This is a genomic window from Candidatus Protochlamydia phocaeensis, from assembly GCF_001545115.1.
Classification (GTDB): domain Bacteria; phylum Chlamydiota; class Chlamydiia; order Chlamydiales; family Parachlamydiaceae; genus Protochlamydia_A; species Protochlamydia_A phocaeensis.
On record NZ_FCNU01000011.1, the window covers coordinates 217,641 to 237,462 of the forward strand.

Annotated in this window: 14 protein-coding genes; 10 read left to right on the plus strand and 4 right to left on the minus strand. The window is 41.2% G+C overall.

The genetic code is table 11. From position 1 onward, the window contains the following. Positions 1 to 177: 177 nt before the first annotated feature. The 5 genes from BN3769_RS14905 to truA all read left to right on the plus strand — a co-directional run bounded on the left by BN3769_RS14905 (position 178) and on the right by truA (position 5,877). A complete protein-coding gene (locus BN3769_RS14905) occupies positions 178 to 336 on the plus strand; it encodes a hypothetical protein (protein WP_195155551.1) in 159 nt (52 codons plus the stop codon). Between the two features lie 504 nt (positions 337 to 840). After that, positions 841 to 3,753 (plus strand): hypothetical protein, encoded by a 2,913-nt coding sequence (locus BN3769_RS04675; RefSeq protein ID WP_068468078.1) that lies wholly within the window; start codon positions 841 to 843, stop codon positions 3,751 to 3,753. Between the two features lie 146 nt (positions 3,754 to 3,899). Then, complete coding sequence (locus BN3769_RS04680) at positions 3,900 to 4,496, plus strand: MarC family protein (RefSeq protein WP_195155552.1); 597 nt, start codon at positions 3,900 to 3,902, stop codon at positions 4,494 to 4,496. Positions 4,497 to 4,513: 17 nt separating this feature from the next. Next, on the plus strand, positions 4,514 to 5,113 hold the full coding sequence (locus BN3769_RS04685; RefSeq protein WP_068468079.1) for a MarC family protein: 600 nt from the start codon (positions 4,514 to 4,516) through the stop codon (positions 5,111 to 5,113). Positions 5,114 to 5,127: 14 nt separating this feature from the next. Then, a complete protein-coding gene (gene truA / locus BN3769_RS04690; RefSeq protein ID WP_068468081.1) occupies positions 5,128 to 5,877 on the plus strand; it encodes a tRNA pseudouridine(38-40) synthase TruA in 750 nt (249 codons plus the stop codon). Between the two features lie 68 nt (positions 5,878 to 5,945). On the opposite strand, the gene BN3769_RS04695 is transcribed toward truA, so the two are convergent. After that, positions 5,946 to 7,130, minus strand: coding sequence for a DUF368 domain-containing protein (locus BN3769_RS04695; protein WP_068468083.1), 1,185 nt, complete (start codon positions 7,128 to 7,130; stop codon positions 5,946 to 5,948). After that, entirely contained in the window at positions 7,130 to 7,531 is a 402-nt protein-coding gene (locus BN3769_RS04700) for a helix-turn-helix domain-containing protein (RefSeq protein ID WP_420885316.1), read from the minus strand. Before BN3769_RS04700 ends, BN3769_RS04695 begins: the two co-directional genes overlap by 1 nt. Before the next feature lie 292 nt (positions 7,532 to 7,823). Between BN3769_RS04700 and rnhC the strand changes: the two genes are divergently transcribed. From rnhC to recN, 3 genes are all read left to right on the plus strand, one after another. Continuing rightward, positions 7,824 to 8,738 (plus strand): ribonuclease HIII, encoded by a 915-nt coding sequence (gene rnhC / locus BN3769_RS04705; RefSeq protein ID WP_068468087.1) that lies wholly within the window; start codon positions 7,824 to 7,826, stop codon positions 8,736 to 8,738. Between the two features lie 103 nt (positions 8,739 to 8,841). After that, positions 8,842 to 9,282 (plus strand): hypothetical protein, encoded by a 441-nt coding sequence (locus BN3769_RS04710; protein ID WP_068468089.1) that lies wholly within the window; start codon positions 8,842 to 8,844, stop codon positions 9,280 to 9,282. Between the two features lie 5 nt (positions 9,283 to 9,287). Continuing rightward, the gene (gene recN, locus BN3769_RS04715; RefSeq protein WP_068468091.1) at positions 9,288 to 10,958 is read left to right on the plus strand and encodes a DNA repair protein RecN; all 1,671 of its coding nucleotides are present in this window, start codon (positions 9,288 to 9,290) and stop codon (positions 10,956 to 10,958) included. Positions 10,959 to 11,072: 114 nt separating this feature from the next. Here recN and BN3769_RS04720 read toward each other — a convergent pair whose 3' ends face one another. Next, positions 11,073 to 12,986 carry a ubiquitin carboxyl-terminal hydrolase family protein gene (locus BN3769_RS04720; protein ID WP_068468093.1) on the minus strand — a complete coding sequence of 638 codons (1,914 nt, stop codon included), beginning with the start codon at positions 12,984 to 12,986 and terminating at the stop codon, positions 11,073 to 11,075. 476 nt (positions 12,987 to 13,462) lie between these two features. Here BN3769_RS04720 and BN3769_RS04725 point away from each other — a divergent pair, with 476 nt between their 5' ends. After that, positions 13,463 to 14,404 (plus strand): hypothetical protein, encoded by a 942-nt coding sequence (locus BN3769_RS04725; RefSeq protein WP_068468095.1) that lies wholly within the window; start codon positions 13,463 to 13,465, stop codon positions 14,402 to 14,404. Between the two features lie 208 nt (positions 14,405 to 14,612). Here BN3769_RS04725 and BN3769_RS04730 read toward each other — a convergent pair whose 3' ends face one another. Then, a complete protein-coding gene (locus BN3769_RS04730) occupies positions 14,613 to 15,566 on the minus strand; it encodes an aldo/keto reductase (RefSeq protein WP_068468097.1) in 954 nt (317 codons plus the stop codon). 502 nt (positions 15,567 to 16,068) lie between these two features. Here BN3769_RS04730 and BN3769_RS04735 point away from each other — a divergent pair. After that, positions 16,069 to 19,809 carry a BTB/POZ domain-containing protein gene (locus BN3769_RS04735; RefSeq protein ID WP_068468099.1) on the plus strand — a complete coding sequence of 1,247 codons (3,741 nt, stop codon included), beginning with the start codon at positions 16,069 to 16,071 and terminating at the stop codon, positions 19,807 to 19,809. The last annotated feature ends 13 nt before the right edge of the window (positions 19,810 to 19,822 follow it).

The window sequence follows — 19,822 nt, forward strand, 5'->3', positions numbered from 1 at the left end:
CCTCCTAAGAAAAAAATAAGCGTGAATAGTGACTATGCGATATCATATCGATTGATAGCTTGAATGGCTAACTATCAAATAGTTTACCGCTTAATCTCTTCTCCTCCTCATTTTTATCTTGCCTTTTGCCAAACGAAACGATAAATATTTAATTTAACAAATAAACGAGGGAAAAAAATGCTATTTGGAAGAACATTTAATATTGGTTTTTTGCTGTTAGCTATTTTTTTGATTTTAACAGGCCTTGGAATGCTCATAGCCACTTTTAGCATTCCTCCTTTGGTCCTAGGAATTATTGCCCTGTTAGCCGGCATTTTCCTTCTCATTGGCCGCTAATCCTTTACATGAGGCTGTCATAGAATGACTCATAAATTTAATGACAGTCCTTAAGAAGCTATTTAAAATTCATAATCCTCTATATTTGAGATTATTTTTCTCCTACAAGAAACGAGAGAGAGGACAATATGGAGTGATAGCCCCCTCAGATTTCCTTCTACGGAAAAAACTCAAGTCTAGACCTTTACCCGCTTTAAGGAATCCTCTCACTCACTCATTGAAGTGCCAACTCAATCAACCTTTTAATCTAATGGACCGGTTTCAATACATTCCGGTTAACTTTCACTCACTCTCATTATTTATTTTAATTTTATAGAGAATTTATTATAAAACAATTAAAATATTCATTTAAATTTAATAAATTAAAACCGTAATTTAAAATAATTAAACAAACATTTATAATTAAAATAAAAATGATCGTAAAAAAAGCAAACAAGATTTTAATAAAATCTTAATAAAGATCATTTATTTTTAATCTTTACGATCATTTAGGATTAATTTTTTATGAGCCAAGTTAATTTAACTTCAATTCAATCATTTCTTGTTCAATTGAATGAATGCAATTTAAATGAAAATTTAAAGAATCTGAATACAGATGAGAAAAAATTCATCACTCGCTGTATTGATGCCATTCAATCGGCTGGCAAGAAAAAACAGGCAAGAAATTTAAATGAAAGGACGTTTAACCGTCAGGTTCAGTGCATCCTTGGCAAGCTGCAAGGATCTCCTTTAATGCCTTCCCCTCCCTCCCCTGCAACAGCCTCTGATACAAGGGCAGGCAATGAATCCGATGCAGCTATTATTGTGAAAGTGAAAGAAGTTACCGACAACAAAAAAATGGCAGATTCATCTGTTAAACCATCTGCCGCACCGCATTCATTAAGCTTAGTAGGAACAATTCAAAGATTTTTCCAATCGATCGGAGAGTCTCTTTCTTCTGCTTGGAGGGTTTTAACTTTTCAAAAGTCCAGAAAAGCGGAAGCGACTGCGCTATTAGCAACCGATCAAAACAACACCATTCAAGCCGTTAACGAAGCAGCAAAGCCTATACTCCAACAAGCCGCCCCTTATCATTTGCTTGAAGGTGACAAGCCTATTTCTCCCTCTCAATTTGCTTGGCACCTTAATTTGGGCCTCTTGCGGGAGGCTTATGCAAGCACAGATGATCCGGTCCTTAAGAAGCAAATTCAATTTTTGGCGACAAATTATTTGGATAAAACAGCCCCCATTCGAGCTGAACATACGCGCAAATATGTCCGCAATTTCGATACGACTTTCCAAACAGGGCCTTATTCCAATTATGATTCGTATCATCGCTTGGCCTTCACAGAAAAAATGAAAAGGCTTGATCAAGCAGTAGAATACAGTAAGGAGTTTGGACTCGGAGAGAAGGCTCCCTTAATCCTTGTAGATACCGTAGAATTCCAGCATCTTTTGCCGGTGGGACTTCATGTGATGAATGAAAAGCCCGAAAAATGGTCCGATTCTCTGACGGCAATTTTATCCGCTCATTTCACCAAACATGGAACAGTGGCGAAAGGCTTAACGAAGTCTTTTGAGAAGAACATATTATTTGACTTAACGGAACAATTAAAATCCTCTATTAAAACAGAGGGAAAAGAAGAGAATGAGCAAGAGTTCAATAAAAATTTGAATGAATTAAAAAAGCAGATGAATGACGCGATTGAGCGCTCCCTCCAAGATCTGGCCAAAAAATTTCCCGATTTAACTAACGACCAAAAAGCCAAGATAAAGAGAGCAATTTACAAGCATACGAATGGCATTGCCCGCGTACAAGTGAATGATCAAATAGGCGGAATAAAGATTTTGCCCATTTTCTCTTCTGAATTAAGCTTAAGCAACTTGAGAAAAACGCATGGCCGCCTGCTCGAATTCATCGATCATTCAGGGATCTTTTTAGGAGCTGTAAACATGCGTCGGCATATTATGAAGGGCTTCGCCATTCGAAAGGATGTCCATTATGCGGTAAAAGGAAAAGATGCCTTTTATTATCCCACCGTCTCGGATTTCACCAATACAGCGCTCATGAAACGCTTGTCTGAAAAATTTAGTTCAGAAACGTTCAAGACAGAAAAGCCGCATGTAGCCATCTTAGGCGATGCGACCGTCAAACTAGTAAAAGGATTACTAGAAAATATTTCTGAAGAGCAGTGGAACACAATCAATGCGGATCCTGCCAGACAAAAAATCGTTCAAACGACGCTATTTCAATTAAGAGAACAGCTGGCCACTGCCGAGCTTCACATGAATGACTATATCAAATTTGCCCAAGCTATCGAACTGGCGCAGTGCGAAATTGCGACGCTGCTTGAGATGACTTATCCTTTTAAAGCAGGCGATTTTTCGGACATTTATAAACAGCAGCTTGATTCAGTGGTCCCACCTCCCCTGAAGCCCTTATTAAAAGCCACGCTTGGTAAAACAGCTGTCAATACTTTTGCCGGAATCAATGCCGCCCTTCTTCAAAATCATCCCCATCCCACAACATGCTACAGCAAGGGGTTATATTATGAAGAAGCAGGGCTAATGGGGGATAATTATCGTTTTGAAGACATGATCAATAACGACAAAATTACGCGTATAGACCTATACGCGGCTCAAGTCAATCCCAATATCGAAGTCGTTCCTGAACATACGCATTATGAATGCGTCGATATCGCCGCCAATGTTAGAAAAATACTAGACAAGAAGCCAGATACTAAACATCTGACCGTTGCCGTGGATTGCACGATTGATTATCTTCACTCCCCCAAAATCCGTGAGCTGTTAACTCAATTTGAAAAAGACATTAAAGACGGAAGGGTGAACTTTGTTTTCTTTCATAGCGGACAGAAGTTCGATATGCTGGGCATGGACAACTATTTTGGCTCTCCTTTTTACCTCGTGAATAATGGAGATCCCCATTGGCAACCTTTTAATGACATGGTAAGCAAGCAAGTTCACAAGACGGATTTATTAAGCGAGCAATGGTTTTGCCTTTCGCATAAATATGCTGCGACTCTAATCGATGACTACCGCAGAACAATCTTTAACAATGCAAAAGATATTCTCAAACACGTTCCAGACGTATTAAAACCTAACGGAAAGAAATCTCAAAAAATATGGATCAGCACAATCGATAAGGAAATGGAGCCCTCTTTCATCGATATCAAAATAAATGGCTCTAACAATAAAGAATTGTCGAAAAAATTGATTGCACGCTTTTATGAAAAGTGCACAGATAGCGGAGTCAAGGTATTCAAGAAACCCAGCTTCGGATTTTACCATCCCAATCTCGTCTATATTCCTGGCAGCTCGGACTCCATGAGCATCCGCATCAATCCAAGCTTGAATCCTGAGGAAAATAAAGTCATTATTGAATTTTTAAATGAATTAGTCGCCTTACAGTCAGACTAATTCATGCCAAAATGACCCCTCCCGGGAGATTTGCCAGCCAAATCTCCCTTTCTATTCTCACTTATTATGCGCTTACCAACTTGTTCAAAATACCCGAGGAATATATAGTATTGATTGATTCGATTAATCTTACCTAAAGGGGAGCCGTGACCATCCTACAGCTTGCCATGATTTTCTTTATCGTGACAAATCCCATTGGAAACTGTCCAACAATTATCGCGCTTATCAAAGATCATACCATCAGGGAACAGCAAAAAATTCTATTTCGCGAAGCCATATTCTCTATGATTTTGGCCATTTTCTTTTTATTTTTAGGCGAAACATTTTTGAGCAATTTAAATATTCAAAACTATGCTCTAACTGTTAGCGGCGGGATTTTGCTATTCCTGGTCGCCTTGAAAATGATCTTTAGCAATCGTACGGATACCAAAACAGACCAGCCCAAGCAAGATCCCTTCATTGTTCCTATAGCGACTCCCCTGCTATCCGGCGCGGGACTTCTGACAATGATCATGTTATATTCCAAACAAGAAAGTAATGACTTAAAGATCTTATTTGCCATTTTGATTGCTTGGATAGGCGTCACCGGAGTGCTGGTTGCCGCGCCTTACCTGCAAGTTTTTCTTGGCAAAAGAGGGCTAGCGGCTCTTGAACAATTAATGGGCATGCTTTTAGCCATGATCGCAATGGAAATGATCGTTCAAGGTTCGTCTTTATTCTTAACTGCCCTTTCATCTGTTTGAACCACTAGGAGTCATGAATGTCTCTTTTTAATATTGCGCTTGCTCTCTTTCTTATTATGGACCCTGTCGGCAATATCTCTTCTTATCATACCTTGGTCGGTGGCTTAGACTCCAAACGGCAAAATTGGATTATCTTTCGCGAAATGTTAATTGCCTTGCTTGTCATGATCGGCTTCAACTATTTAGGCGAATATATTTTTGACTTTTTGGATCTTTCTGAGACAACCGTGCGCATTTCTTCAGGCTTGATTCTATTTTTGATAGCTATTAAAATTTTATTTACAGCCTCGGATAGTCCAAGAGCCAATTTGCCCAAGGGCGAGCCCTTTATCTTCCCATTAGCTGTTCCTCTTATTGCCGGTCCTGGATTAATGGCCACCATTATGCTATATGCACACTTGGAGCCTTACCAATCTATTATGCTCAGCGCAATCTTGATCGCCTGGCTGTTGTCTGTCATTATTTTGTTCTTCTCTAATACGATTAAACGCGTTTTGGGCTCAAACGGACTCATGGCATGCGAGAGGCTCATCGGAATGGTTCTTGTACTGATTTCCGTTCAACGCCTGTTAGAAGGTATTTTGCTTTTCTGGGCTACCCAACCGCAGCCCATGTAATTGACTTTGCAAGTATGCAAAATATCAAACTACTCATTGCCTACGATGGAGGGCATTATCTGGGATGGCAAAAGACCCCTATGGGGCCTAGCATCGAAGCTACCTTGCAGCAAGTGCTGGAACAAATTTTGCAGCATCCCATTTCCCTTCAAGCGGCCAGCCGCACAGACGCTGGCGTGCATGCTTTAGGACAAGTGGTCAATTTTCTCACTTCTAAGCCTCCATCCGATTTCAATCGCTTCATCATTAGCCTTAATAGCCTTTTGCCCAAGGATCTTGTTGTTCTATCCGCTGAAAGAGCTCCCACCACCTTTCATCCGACGTTGGACAGCATCGGCAAGGAATATCATTATTTTATTTGCTATGGAATGACCCAGCTCCCCCACTTACGGCATTATTCTTGGCATTGCCATTTTCCCCTGCGTTTAGCAGAAATGCGCAGCGCTTTGCCCTATTTCATCGGGACTCATAATTTTGCAGCTTTTTGCAATTTTAAGAAGAATGCCCATTACACGGATTATACGCGCGAGATTCAAGAAATAAGCTTATTGGAGTTGGAAGGATGCCGTCTTCGCTTTTCAGTCCGCGGAAATCATTTCCTCTATAAAATGGTGCGTAACCTAGTGGGAACGCTTGTTTATATAGGAAAAGGCAAAATAGACAAGGAACAAATCCCCGCTATCCTAAGCTCAGAAAAGCGCACGGAAGCGGGTATCACGGCCCCTGCCCATGGCCTTTTTTTACATCAAGTCTTCTATCCCTGAGAAGGCTTGCTAATGACTTAAATTCGAGGTATTTCCGGGAATAGGCTTGAGATAGAGGACCGCCTCCCCTATGAAGCCACTGCTGCTTTGCGCTTGGCCAAATATTCAATGAGGAACACAATGGCGAATCCTCCAGCCATACAAAGGGCTGTACCTCCTAGCAGGAAAGGATCATTTGTAGGCCAAATAGGCTCTAAAGGTAAGAGTTGAGGACCTTGCTGCAGTTTTAAAGGCTGTAAAATGTAAGTATAAGACCAAAAAGGCCAAACGGAGCGCAGAGCACCGATCATAAATCCTGAAAGAACAGCGATGCTAATGTCGGGATAATGGCGTAGCAGCCAGCTGACAAAACGCGCAAAACAGACAGCGCCAATGACAATGCCAATAAATAAGCTGAGCAAAATAGAAGCTGCCTCCCAATCAATAGTAAATTGCTTTAAATGAAATACAAAATCAGCTAAAGCCCCAATGACGAGAGGATAGACACCCAATAAGGTGAGAAGGTAGCTGCCGGAAATCCCAGGCAATAATAAAGCGCAAATTGCAATAGCTCCGCAAAGCACGATCCATCCGTCAATAAGAGCGGGCCGATAAGAAGCCGTCAACTCAGCCGCCCGCCCCACCTGCACGCCCTTCCCATCATAAACAAGCGTATCAGGCTGGATAATGCCTTTGGATAAAAGAGCGCTCAATACAGTAGGCGATAATTGCGTCAAAAGACTCTGCTGAGCCTGATAATTAAATAAGTCCTTCTCCTGCCGAATTTCCATTTTAATCGCATAAGGACCGGCAGACTCAGGAGAAAGAGTTAAATCTGTCAATCCATAGGCAATGAGGGCACCTGCAATCAATCCTATGCCTTTCCCTATTGCCCATTGCTTAATTTGGCGCAAACAAAAGACAAATGAAGCCAGAATCAATCCCATAAAGGCACCATAAAAATAAACGCGGTATACCTCATGCGATAGAATAGAGTGAAATAGTCCGGCCAATGTGATAAGCGAACAGATAATTCCAGCCCCTAACGTAAAAAGAAAGGGCCACGCGACTTGTTGGGAAAAAGCGCGGAAACGAAAGGTGAACAACAGCTTAAGCGTGGAAAAATTAATGGTCTTAAGGCTTTCTAGCAAGGATTGGTAGAATCCCATGATGAAGGCAACCGTCCCGCCCGAAATGCCGGGAACCAGATCCGCGGCCCCCATGCATAAGCCGCAGAAAAAGAGATAAATCCCTTTAAAGGAAAGGGAAGACATTAAATGACTCCGGCCAATCTGGCCACATACCAAGCAACGAGCAAGGTCGCAATAAAAGCTAAAACCCACAAAGCATTAGGAAACCATTTAACGCCGGCCCCTGGATTGCCTCGCACTTCCAATGTCCCTATCCCATAGGCAAACTCTTGGGATTCTGGTCGGTTAAAAATTCTTGGATTTTCCCGAATGATATTTTCTCCGTCAATCCCTAAAAAAGAGGCATATTGCTTAAAAAAACCCTGCGCATATACAGGAGAGATCAATTTACCCATCTCCCCTTCTTCCAAAGCCTGAAGATAGGGCATACGGATTGAAGTGGCATTTTCCGCTTCTTTAAGGGAAAGGTTCATCTCTTTGCGCTTTTGACGCAGCATATCTCCAATTGCCTTCATATCTTGCATAAGTGCCGGATCAAATTCCATTCCGCCTTTTCTCCTTTCCACAATTTTTCTCCTGGTTCGCACGGTCGCTCTCTTTTATACACGAACAAGAATTAAACGTGTAGTTTCATTAAAGTGTATTTCCCATTTCATATAAACTTATAGTAGTCAATTTATCAATTTTAAAATTTATTGTTATTCAATCCATTCTCTTTGCTTTCAAAATTTGAATTTTAGCTTGTTATATGCTAAACTAGCGGGCATGATTCGACTATCTTTTTTTAATTAAATAAGCGAAGGACCCCTGATCAGTATGGCCGATGACTCTTCTACGCCCTCTTTTGTTGCAACAATGGATATGAATTTAGCAGACAAACTTTTTCAAGATCTTCAACAGCAAGGCTTTACCATCACCACCCCAGCTCATACGCGTTTTTCGGCTCGTAAGAAAGGCATCACATGCACGCTTTATTTATCTGGCAAATTAGTTGTCCAGGGCAAAGAGAGGGGCCCGTTTATTGAATTTTATTTGGAACCGGAAATCCTAGGTTCTTTTCAATTTAGCCATCCTCTTGCTCATTTGGAGCTAATTTCCCGCATTGGCATTGATGAGTCGGGCAAGGGGGATTTCTTTGGCCCTTTATGCGTGGCAGGCGTATATGTAGAGGCTCAGCAATATGCTAAGCTGCAAGCTTTGGGAGTGAAAGACTCGAAACTACTAACCGATAAATCCATTCGAAAAATTGCGGCCAATATTAAAACTCATTGCCTTTATCATATTGTTAAGATTAATCCTCCTAAATATAATCAGATCTATCAAGATTTTAAAAATCTCAACCGGCTTTTAGCTTGGGGGCATGCCACCACTATCGAGCAGCTCGTCCAGCGTTCGGGATGCCAAGATGTGATTATTGACCAGTTCGCCGATGAGAGAGTTGTCCTGCAAGCATTAAAGCGCAAGCAAATGAATATTCACCTTACGCAACGTCATCGGGCAGAAGAAGATTTAGCCGTTGCGGCAGCGTCTATCTTAGCGCGCAATGCTTTTATTGAAGGATTGGAACAGTTAAGTCAAGATGTTGGTATTGAGCTTCCAAAAGGAAGTTCAAAGGCTGTTGTTCTAGCAGCCCAGAAGATTATCGAGAGATGGGGGCCAGAAAAATTACTGAGCCTATGTAAACAACATTTTAAAACTCTTGACGCAATTTTGAATAAAAAAAGAGAATAGTTTAGAGTATTAAGGTATTTCAAATAGCCAAAGCTTTAATTTGAGCTCAAATAGAGAGAAAGCGGAATTTGGAATGCATGCTTAGATTTCATCAAGGCCAATTATGACCAATCGAACATTGATTTATTTAACAATTTTAGTTCTCGTCAGCATGGGAGTGCTCTTTACCCTGAACATGACTGCCATTTTAACGGGCAAACCTGAAGAGGAAACTTATTTAAAATATAATCAAGTAAGAGGAATGGCGGTTGGCCATCACAAATTGCTGTATACGCTTAATTTTAAGCAGCAAAATGATGTGATTGATATATTAAATCGCTCTGTCCGCGTCATGGGCGTCAAGCCGGGTAAACGGCAGAAGCCTAATATCGAGAAAATTGTCATCTATCAATTTAACGATCAGCCGGAACTTGTTCTTACGCCGATTGCCTATATCGATGGCAATCTTGTCTTTTCCGTTCCTCAATGGAACTCTGATGGCTATTTAATGGAAGTCAGCAATGGTCGCCTCCAACAACTCCTTTCGCAAACCTATGATCCTTAACTATCATGTTAAAACATTTAAGAATCCAAAATATTATTCTCGTTGAAAAAGCCGATATCTCTTTTAACTCCGGATTAAATATTCTTACAGGAGAAACAGGCTCGGGTAAATCTGCCATTATGCATGGCCTTAGCTTAGCAATTGGAGAAAGGATGGATTCCTCGCTTGTCCGTAAAGGATGCGAAAAAGGAATTGTCGAGGCTATTTTCGATATTGACCATCTACATGTGAATGCCCTGCTTGCAGAAAGTGGAATCGACCATGACCCTGGACAGGAATTGATCATACGCCGGGAAATCCCCCTTTCCGGTAAAGGCCGTATTTTCATTAACCACCAGCCTGTCCAAGCCTCGCTCTTGCGCAAGCTAGGCCAATCCCTCGTTCAGATTGTGGGACAGCATGCCAATCAAAGCCTCCTTTCGATCGATTACCATAGAGACGTCCTTGATCTTTACGGAGAACTGGGGAGCTTGTTACAGGCTTATCAGGACAGTTTTGAAAAAGAAAATGACTTACGCCGACGAATTGAAGAATTAACCCGGCAAGAGGCACAGCGCCTACGTGAAATCGATGTCTGCCAACGGGAATTAGAAGAGTTAGACGAAGCTCACATCAAGCTGGGAGAAGACGAGGAATTATTTGCCGAGTACACCCTCCTTTTCAATGCAGAAGAACTAGCGGAAAAGATTCACGAAGTCAGTCAAGCCTTAGCGGGCGAAAGGCAAGCCATTTTGGCGACATTGAACCGCCAAAAACAGACAGTGGAGTCGCTCGTTAAATTTGATTCTAGCCTTCAAGAAACCGTTCAAGCCTTTCAAAATGCCCTTATCGAGCTGCAAGAAGTCTCTCATACGTTGCGCTGCTATCAAGGCCATATCCATCACGATCCTGAGCGGTTAGAGTGGGTAAATGATCGCTTGACCCTTCTTAATCGGCTTAAACGCAAATATGGCTCTACTTTAGAAGACATTTTAGCTTATCAAGCTCGAACAAAGCAAAAATTACAGCAGCTGGAAAATGCCGATATCGAGATTGAGAAGCTGCAGGATGCCTTAAAGGACATTGAGCAGAGGACCAACCAATTCGCCCAAGACATCTCAGCAAAGAGGCGTCATTTTGCCGTTAAATTAGAACAGGACCTGACAGCTCAATTACATGCCCTCAATATGTCCAAAGCGGAATTCAAAGTTGTCGTTACTGAGCAAAAACGAACAGTGCATGGAGACGATCGTATAGAATTCTTTTTACGGCCCAATGTAGGCGAGCATGAAATTGCATTGAAGGAAGGAGCGAGCGGAGGCGAAATTTCCCGCGTCTTATTAGCTCTTCAGACCCTTTTAGCCGGAAAAGAGCAAACCCCTACTCTTATTTTTGATGAGGTCGATGCCAATATTGGAGGAGAAACGGCGACAATTGTCGGCGATAAACTAAAAAATATCAGCCGGCAGCATCAAGTCATTTGCATTACGCACTTTCCGCAAGTCGCCAGCCAGGCCCATCACCATCTTCAAATTTCAAAAATTGAAAAAGAAGGCCGCACAATTACCCTCATTCAAGAACTGGATGAACACGCGCGCAAGCAAGAATTAGCCCGCATGGCCGGCATAACAGTCACTCATTCCAAATCCCGACACAAAAAAGTAGACGCTTTTGAAGATCTTCTCCTTGTAACCTAGAATGTCTCTGATCGATAATTTGAAATTAAAGAACGAAAAGAGGCAAGCATTCTTTTCATCAGGCTGAATGCTTGCTCTTTCTATTTTTTTATGCAGGCAGGAGAAGGTAGAGGTTTATTGGTGGACTCGCTTTAAAATCAGCAGATAAGGTTGATCTTGGCTATAGAACATATCCTTCGTAATTTTTCTAAAAGGCGGATTGGCCATATCATCGCATACCCAATAAGCCGCCTGACCGCTCTGATTCTCTTCTTTTTTAATAAAAGCCACATAATGCCCTCCATGCAAGCTGCCGATATGAGAGACAAAGCCCGTGATTTCATAGCGGGCATCTAACGGCTCGCCTGGCATGGGATCATAGTATGGACTTAGATCGACTATCCCATCAGCCGGAAGATTGACCGGACTCGAAATTTTTGATGTCGTCCGGCCAACTTCGCCCTTAAAGCGGACGAGATGCAGAGCAATAACATCCGGCAAAGAAACTAAGCGATCCCATGTCTCATACTGAGCAGATTTGACCTCCTGATTGATATCTAAAACAGCTGCGTCAGCCAACTCCTGATTTTCAATCAGTCCTTCGGCAGGCGTAACGATGATTTGATTATCCGGATCGTCGCGATTTTCAATCGTAAAACGATGTGAAATCAAATCTGCCAAATTTCTTAGTTGAGGAATCAGAGGAATGTGCAAGCTTGAAGTCGGCTCAGGATTCCCGCTTCTGAAAAGGCGCCCGGGAACAGCCGGAGTTTTAGTAAAGCGTTGAAGCTTTCCTCGGTACTCTAAAATGCTGTCTAATAAAACTTCTACGGCAGATGCGGCATCCAATTGCCTTGTCAAGGTCCCGGGATTGAATTCGATATGCAAATTGGAATTAGCCAAAAGTCGACGTAACTGGGCAATCGAAGGCCCATATAAAAGCGATAAAATATATTCTATATAAGTAATGGAAGGCCGGCCTGCATTCTCCCCTTGCAAAAGTTTAACGAGCTCATACTGGATTTCCCTTTTCTTTTTTAAAAGATCTTCTTTTTCAGCCAGAAAATATTTTTTTCGCTCCAAGATCCGCTCGCTCTCATTTGTCAGCGGCTGCGGAAAGTTTTGTATGTCTTCCTTAAGCTCCGCAATGGATGGATCTTCCAATACATGGGATGTTAACCTTTCCCGTATCATGGGATGACAGAAGATAGCCTGCAAACTGCTATTCAAATAGCAACTATTGTCTGAATTTCTCAAATACATCGGTTGATGAGGAACAAAAACACAGGGAAGCTCATCTCCCTGGTGGTAAGCCATTTCCAACCGATTCATTTGATTAAAAAATTCCTCGGGTATTTTGCTTCGCCAAACGCGGCCGACCAGCAACTCTTTCACAATTATCCAATCTTGATAAAGGTCATTGCGAACACTGCTGGGCATGGGAGCATGAGGCTGCATGAACAAATTACAAATCCGCATAAAGTCAATTAAAATGTCCAGCGCCTTTTCATCTAAATAATTATTAAATTGCTCTTTATAGGTCAGATATTCCTGCTTTAAATGCAGCATTTCTTCATGAATAGGCAAAGGAGGAATATGACGGCCTGTAATAGCTATAAAGTCTTCCAATTGCTTTAAATGAGCTGAAATATCCCGCTCTAACGCCAGCAAATACGCTAAATCGCGCGTCAAGCAAGGAATTTGCTTAAATTTATCTTCTAATAATTCTAAACGACTTTTTATTGCCGTCTTTTCTTGCCCAATTGAAGCAATTAGCTGAGTAAACACAGCACTTCTCGGATTAAAAGGAAGCGGATAAACCAATCGATAGAAAAGCTCTTGCGCAATCCATATTTTTAAAGTGAATTGGGCTATTAAAAAGACCCGGGCAGCGTTCAAACGCGAGAACACATGTCCAATAGCAGAAGCAAACGGTTGAACAATTTGCGAAAAATTTATGTGCAGTCTAGAAATCATAGAAAGACGAGGCGGGACAGAAGGCAAAACGGGTGGATTCGCAGTAGGGTTATCTACTCTTAAACTACTCATATACTCTCATTAGTTATTATATTTAATAGACGAGGTATTATGCTTTCAGAAAGTTATTTTTTTTTCAACTTAAAGGATCCATTTATTACGAAATCTAAAACTATTTAATTTTACTTTTAGAAGAAACATTAAAAGATAATGAAATGGCAGAAAGAGCATAGCTAAGATGCCTATTGAGTGGATAAGGGCCTCTATTCGGGATTATTTGAGGTCTTATTTATGAATCCGTTGACAATCTCTAATTTTAAATTGACGGGATTACATCTTTTCGCTAAAAGTAAACTTAAAATTTTTATTAAATCTATTTATTTTTTTGCCGGACTTTGGTAGAAACTCTTTTTTCTAAAATTTAACATTTATTTGACGATTCGAGCTACCTCATAAGAAAATGGACAAGACCTTGCCCTGAATATGATTAGAAAAAGAAGAAAACAAGCCTTGAAGTTGAAAGTTACAGTAAGGAGGAATTAACATCCGTGAAACTTCATCCTATTTTGACAGCGTTGTTTATCACCATCAATGTATTTACTCTTCCCTTATGGGCTGATGGAGACGTCACGATCAATCCTACAGATTTTAGTTCGGAAAACATCAATCAGGCAAAACCGCCGCAAAAGACTCCTTTTAGCTTGACAACCCTCGTTGATTCGATAGGCAACTCAAAAATCGAGCGCGGACATTTTAAAGGCGACAATATAAGATTTGCCGAAGCTTCGGCAGAAGTGGGAAGCGTGGTTTATTATTGTCCAGCTTACTCCGAAGGCGCCAATATTGCTCTTAGGTATACTGCAACTTATATTAAATGGTTGGAAAATCCTTGGTTTGATCAGCAGCATTTCCATACCATCACATTAAGCTTTGGAGGAGTCACCAAGCGAATTGATAAATGGTTTTGGCGCACTCAATTATCGATCAATTATGACGCGGGCAGCAAATTCGATACCGAGTACATCAATTATGATTTGATTTTGTGGGGACGATATGAATATTGCCGAGATATAGGCTTGCATGTCGGTTTTCTAGCTCAAACAGGAATGCGTTTAGACCGCGTCTATCCGATCATCGGAGCGGACTGGCAAATTTCAAGGGATTGGAAGTTAAATCTTGTCTTCCCTGTCAACGTCTCTTTAGAGTACGCCATTACTCCCCATTGGTTTTTTGTACTGGCAGGGCGCAATTTTGATTCCAGACATAGGGTCAAAGCTCATGAATCGCATCATAAAGCTCTTATCAGATACGAGAATATAGGCGCCGAAGTCGCTATTAAATATGCCGCTTTAGGCATGACTGCCAACATTCACGCAGGAACGACGCTAGGAGGATGCTACCGCTTGGCAGATCGCCATAACCATCATCCCAACCATTATTACTTACAGCCAGCCGGTTATGTAGGTGGCGAGATCGATGTTAAATTCTAAATGAATGCCTGCTTAAAAGAAAGGGGATAGCAAAATTTACTTACCTTAGAGAACATAAAAAGATAAGTGATTCCTTATGTTCTCTAGGGTGTTTGAGAGTATTTCTAACAAAATTAAACAGCAAAGCAAGCTGATTCGAAAGCGTGGACAGTCTGTTAGAGGGTGTATCAAACTCGAAGCTAGGCCATTAGCTATTTTAAGGAAAACGCTAAGAAGGAAGAGGTTCTTTTAAAATATTTTCTATCTTTTCCATAACTTCGTCAACTAAGCGATGCTTGATCGATGTTGCCTTTAAATTATCTTGAAGCTGTTGAATATTGGTCGCCCCTATAATAACGGAACCAACGTCCGGGTTCTTTAAACACCAGGCAATCGCTAATTGAGCAAGCGTACAATTTAACTCTTTACTTACCTCTTCAAGCGCTTTTACTTTTTCTATTTTTTTGAGGGTAAGTTTGTCTTGCAATTCTTTATGCCGGGCCAAACGGCTGCCCGCAGGGATTTCTTCGTTATATTTACCCGTTAATATGCCGGAATCAAGTGGACTCCACGTGGTAAGCCCTATGCCATATTGAGTATATAAAGGCTTATATTCCTGCTCCACTCTATTCCGATGAAAAAGGTTATATTCCGGCTGCTCTATTATGGGAGGAGTAGCTCCTATTTCCTTAGCTAGCTGACAGGCTTCTTCAATCTGGCTTCTTTTCCACTCAGACGTTCCCCAATAAAAGACAAGCCCCGATTTTATCAGGACGTCCATTGCTCGCACAGTCTCTTCAATGGGAGTCAACGGATCTGCCCGGTGACAGAGAAGCAAATCGACATAATCTAACTGAAGCCTACGTAAGGAATTCTTTGTTCCTTCTATCATTCTTTTCCAGGACAAGCCTGTTTGGTTTGTCCCATGGCCACCCCAATAAATTTTAGTTGAAATGACTACATCCTCGCGCACGTAATCCCTTAACACTTCCCCTAAAAGCAATTCAGCAGCTCCGCCCCCATACGCCTCCGCTGTATCAAAATAGTTTACACCTTGGTCAAAAGCAGCCCGCATACACTGGCGAATGCCATTCAAATCTAAATTAGCTCCAAAAGTGATCCAGGATCCAAATGAAATCTCACTTAGACGAATCCCTGATTTACCTAGCTGACGATAATCCATTTCAAATACTCTATAAAAAAATTTACCCTAACAAATTTTCTTCTTCTCTTCTATTCTTTTTTAACAAAATAGTGGATGCACTAGAAAGCCCCTGTCAATTTTGGGTTGCGCCATCTTCATTAAATAAACAAAGCCTGGCAGCCAGGAAGATGAAAGAGAAAAGGTTATCCTAGAAGAGAAAGAAGAAATCAGACTGCGCGTATTCCACTGAGAATGGGGAAAAACTTAATAACCTGAATTAATACGGGCTATCTTGATTTAATATTGCCCGTTCTTCCGGATTGCAATCTGACTGGAAAGAACGCGGATCTAGACCATTAGCAATTTGAAGACAAGCTCTAAACAGGATTTTACCCTATCATTTTTATATTGATTTATTATATAATTTTAATTATTCTTTATATACCCTTAACAAATTTTTGCATAATCAAATTGAAAAACATTAAAAAACTCAGCTTGTTTATTAATAAAAACGTTAAATAATTTAAATCCAGAGACCGATATGATTTCTTCTCTTCATAGTTTGCATTTACAATTTAGCCAAGCGCTACAAGAAGGGCTTTATATGGGCCCTAGTAGGACAGAACCTTCTCATTTGACCAAGATGGCTCAAAAGCAAATTCACCTGCCTGAAGTCTATGAACGTGCGCAAGAAGAAATCAGACAAGGATTAGAAAATGCCACGACATTGGAAGAACTTGAAAGCCATATTGAGCAGCTGGGTCTATTAGAAGCGGATGGGACTGTTTATTATCAACGCTACTGCGAAAAGACGAACACGTGGCTAAGGCGCTTTTTAAAAGGGCTTGCCCGCTATACGCCAACTAAGTTGAAGGCTTTTTTGCCGCATATTTTCTCTAATGGGATGGAAGAAGCTGAAAGAAGGACTAAGGCAGCTTATGACAATTATCGCTCTTATTTAAGAGGAAGAGTGCAGGATTTGACAACTGTTTTTCAGGCATTAAGGATAACTAGCGATACGCTCTTTCCTTCCATTACCCCTCTTAACCTTAGCTCTATCCCTATTTCTCATCCTAGTTCCTTTGATTCTCAACCAGATTCTTCTTCTAATCCTTCTTCAGATTCGACCACCCCTGCGCTTAATCCGGAGATCATTTCTGAGCCTTTGCCACCCCTTCCATCTGTTCAGATTTCAGCAGAATTTGTGCAGGAATGCCGTCAAAAGTTTATTACCCAGTATTTGAAGAGCTTAAAAGCTCAGGTCGCTTATCTTAACCAGGTGAATGAAAATAAAATTTCCGCTCTTCAATTTAAAAGCAACCTGATAGGATTGATTTCATCTTTTAGTAAACTTTTTAGGTTTGCTCCTGACCTCGACAAGCAAACCATATGTGAAGAAGTTGGAATCGACCCTCAGTTGAGAAAATTCTTTTCTTTGGAAGACAACGCTCTTTTACAAGCCCTTCTTACTGGGCAGGAACCGGAAAAGATTGCAGAGCTTTTAAAGCCTTCGGCCTGGAGCGAGACACTGGAAAAGCTAGCAGCTCCAAGCTATACTAAATTTTTAGGTATCTCTGAACGCTATGGAATTATTACTCCTCAACTTGCTGATGAGAGTAATGTACAAGCACAAGCGCGCAGCCGTACTTTCTTTAAATATAAAGGAGCGGTTCGCATTCAACCCGTCCAGTTAAAAGCATTAATGGATCTAAAAAAATACATGGAAGAGAATAAAGAATGTCTTCCAAGCTCGCTTGAGCTAATCTTTGATCAATCTGAAGATAGTGCAGCAGATTCTTTCGACCTACCGACATTGGAAATTATTCTTCAACTAAGCGATTTTATTCCCCATCTTTCCTTATCCCGTTTGACAAGCATTGATTTGAAGCAGCTTAATGCCACTCCAGAACAAGAGAAAAAATTTATTGAAATCTTTCCCCGCTTAAACTGCCCTGACCTGAAATCGTTGACAATGACGGACCATTCTAAAGAGGCGGTTTCTCCAGAGCAATTTTCAGCCCTTCTGCAGGTTGTTCCTTCCTCCGATCTTATGAAAGCTTGCTTACTCGCTTGCAACCGCCCGCAAGACATTGTTTTGCCTCTCTCTCTTTTAGAAAGACGAGAGGTGGATTTAACGGGATATCCTCTCGAATTGGCTCTTTCGCTTATTCGCACCTTTCCTTCTCTGAATTCTTTAACCCTTGATCAAGCTGCCTTAACAGACCAGCAAGTATTAGATTTATTGCAAAGCGGATGTTTTAAAGATTTAAATAAATTGAACTTGAAAGGCTGCACGGAATTAACGACAGATGTCTTATTTACCCTAACGGAGATTCCGACTTTAAATCACTTAATTTTACCTGATCTAAAGGCTGGAACATTTGCCTTGACTCGCCTGCCTAAGTTTGACAATCCTTTTAAGGTCAATCTTTTTTACACGCAAGCAGCTTTGACACGCCCCTATGCGCTCAGCCTTTATAACAGTCTTTCCAATTTTGCTGTCTTATTCCAAATTCCTCTGGCCAAGGCGGGTGAAACACAAGTTTTCTCCGCTAACCATACGGCTTTGGATCCGAAAAGCGTGACTTTGTGGATGTTTAAAAACGATTATCTTCATTTGCAGCCTCAATCCGCTGTTCAAACAATCATTGCGGATAACTGCGAATATATAAACGATGACAATGTTGTTGAATTTGTGAAAAGATTTCCAAATGCCACGGTTTTAAGCTTCTTCAATTGCCGCCATTTGACTGATAAAGGAGTGGAGGCTCTTCTGCAAGCCCATCCTCAGGTACAAAAAATCGATCTAACCAACTGTTCTGGCGTTACCTCTAATTTATTGATCGAGAACCAACTGTTATGGCAGGAAAGAAAGAATTTGTCTCTAGTTTTGAGCGGAACGCAAGTAAGCAAAGAGATAGCTCAACTTTTTATAGAAAACGGGCTAGAAGACCGCTTACACTTTGAAGAAAAAATGCTCAAAATCACAAATGAAGAGCTAACAGATGAAGAAGCATTAGAACGCATTCTAGCCTCTAGGGCACTCAATCAATTGAGCTACATTGACCTTGAGGGCTGCGAAAATTTAACAGATGCAGCACTCAGTAAATTGCTCGACCGATTGAATGTCGCTCAAAGAATTCAAGATCCGATAGATTCGAGTTGGAGCAGTAATCCTCAACGCCTCAATATTGCGGGATTAAACTTAAGAGGCTGCCGTCAAATTACAGAAAAAGCCTTCGATGGCCTGTTAAACGATGGCAAAATTAATCCTAAATTGCTAGAAACTTTAACCCAAGTTGCAATTGAAGGCACACAGATCAATCCTCAATTGTTGATAACGCTCTATCCGCAAATGATCGTTCAGAATCAATATCAGCCTATTACCCTTGCTATTGAACCAAACGGTCAACTAGAGCGATGCCAGTTCTATTTTTCCATTCAAGTGGGCGAAGAAGATCCGCTCAAAAGGACGTGGCGCAAAGAGCTTTCTAAATCAATTGTTTTCGATCGTATGGCGGTCGAGCTCTTCAAAGAAGATATTCTAGCTAAAGGAACATTGGATATGGTAGAGCGCATCGCCATTGATCCGAATGAAGATCAATTTAGAGAAATGTCCCTTTCCTTTGAGACATTGGAAGCTTTAGATGCACCGCGAGAAGATCAGCAAAGTGCGCAATCCGCAACTTTTAATGTCCATAGGGATGCCCTTTACAGCCAATCCGAGTATTTTAGAACACATCTAAGACCTGGAAGCGAAGAATACAGCGCTGCCGGAATGACGTTTATCAATCAAAATGCAACTCCGAAAGCTGCCCAAACCATCATTGATCTCATTTATGGCCGGGACATTTGTGCCACATTAGATTGGAAGACAGCAGCTGAAGCCGCCGAGCTAGCCAGCAGCCATAATCTTAATCTTGCTTCTGTTCATTATCAGAAACTCATCCAGCGTATCGAGGATCAATTCAACCTGCAAAATGCCGATGATATTCTCCTTAGAGCAAAGGCATTAAAGGATAAAAAGCTGACGCATTATTGCGAAGATAGACTTTTCGCCTTACTGCATGAAGCTTCTCCGGCAATGCTTGATGAAATCGATGGACTTGCTCAAAGCCATGGCTTATTTTCCCTCCAAGAGGGAATCGCAGAAATTAGGTTGAGGGCTTTAGAAACGGAAGAAGCGTTTGATTTGACGCTTCAAAACCAGGAACAAATCTCAAGCGATGAAGAACTAGCCCGCCAGCTGCAAATGGCTGAAGAAGCAGGCCTTACTAACTAATCAGATTAAAAGA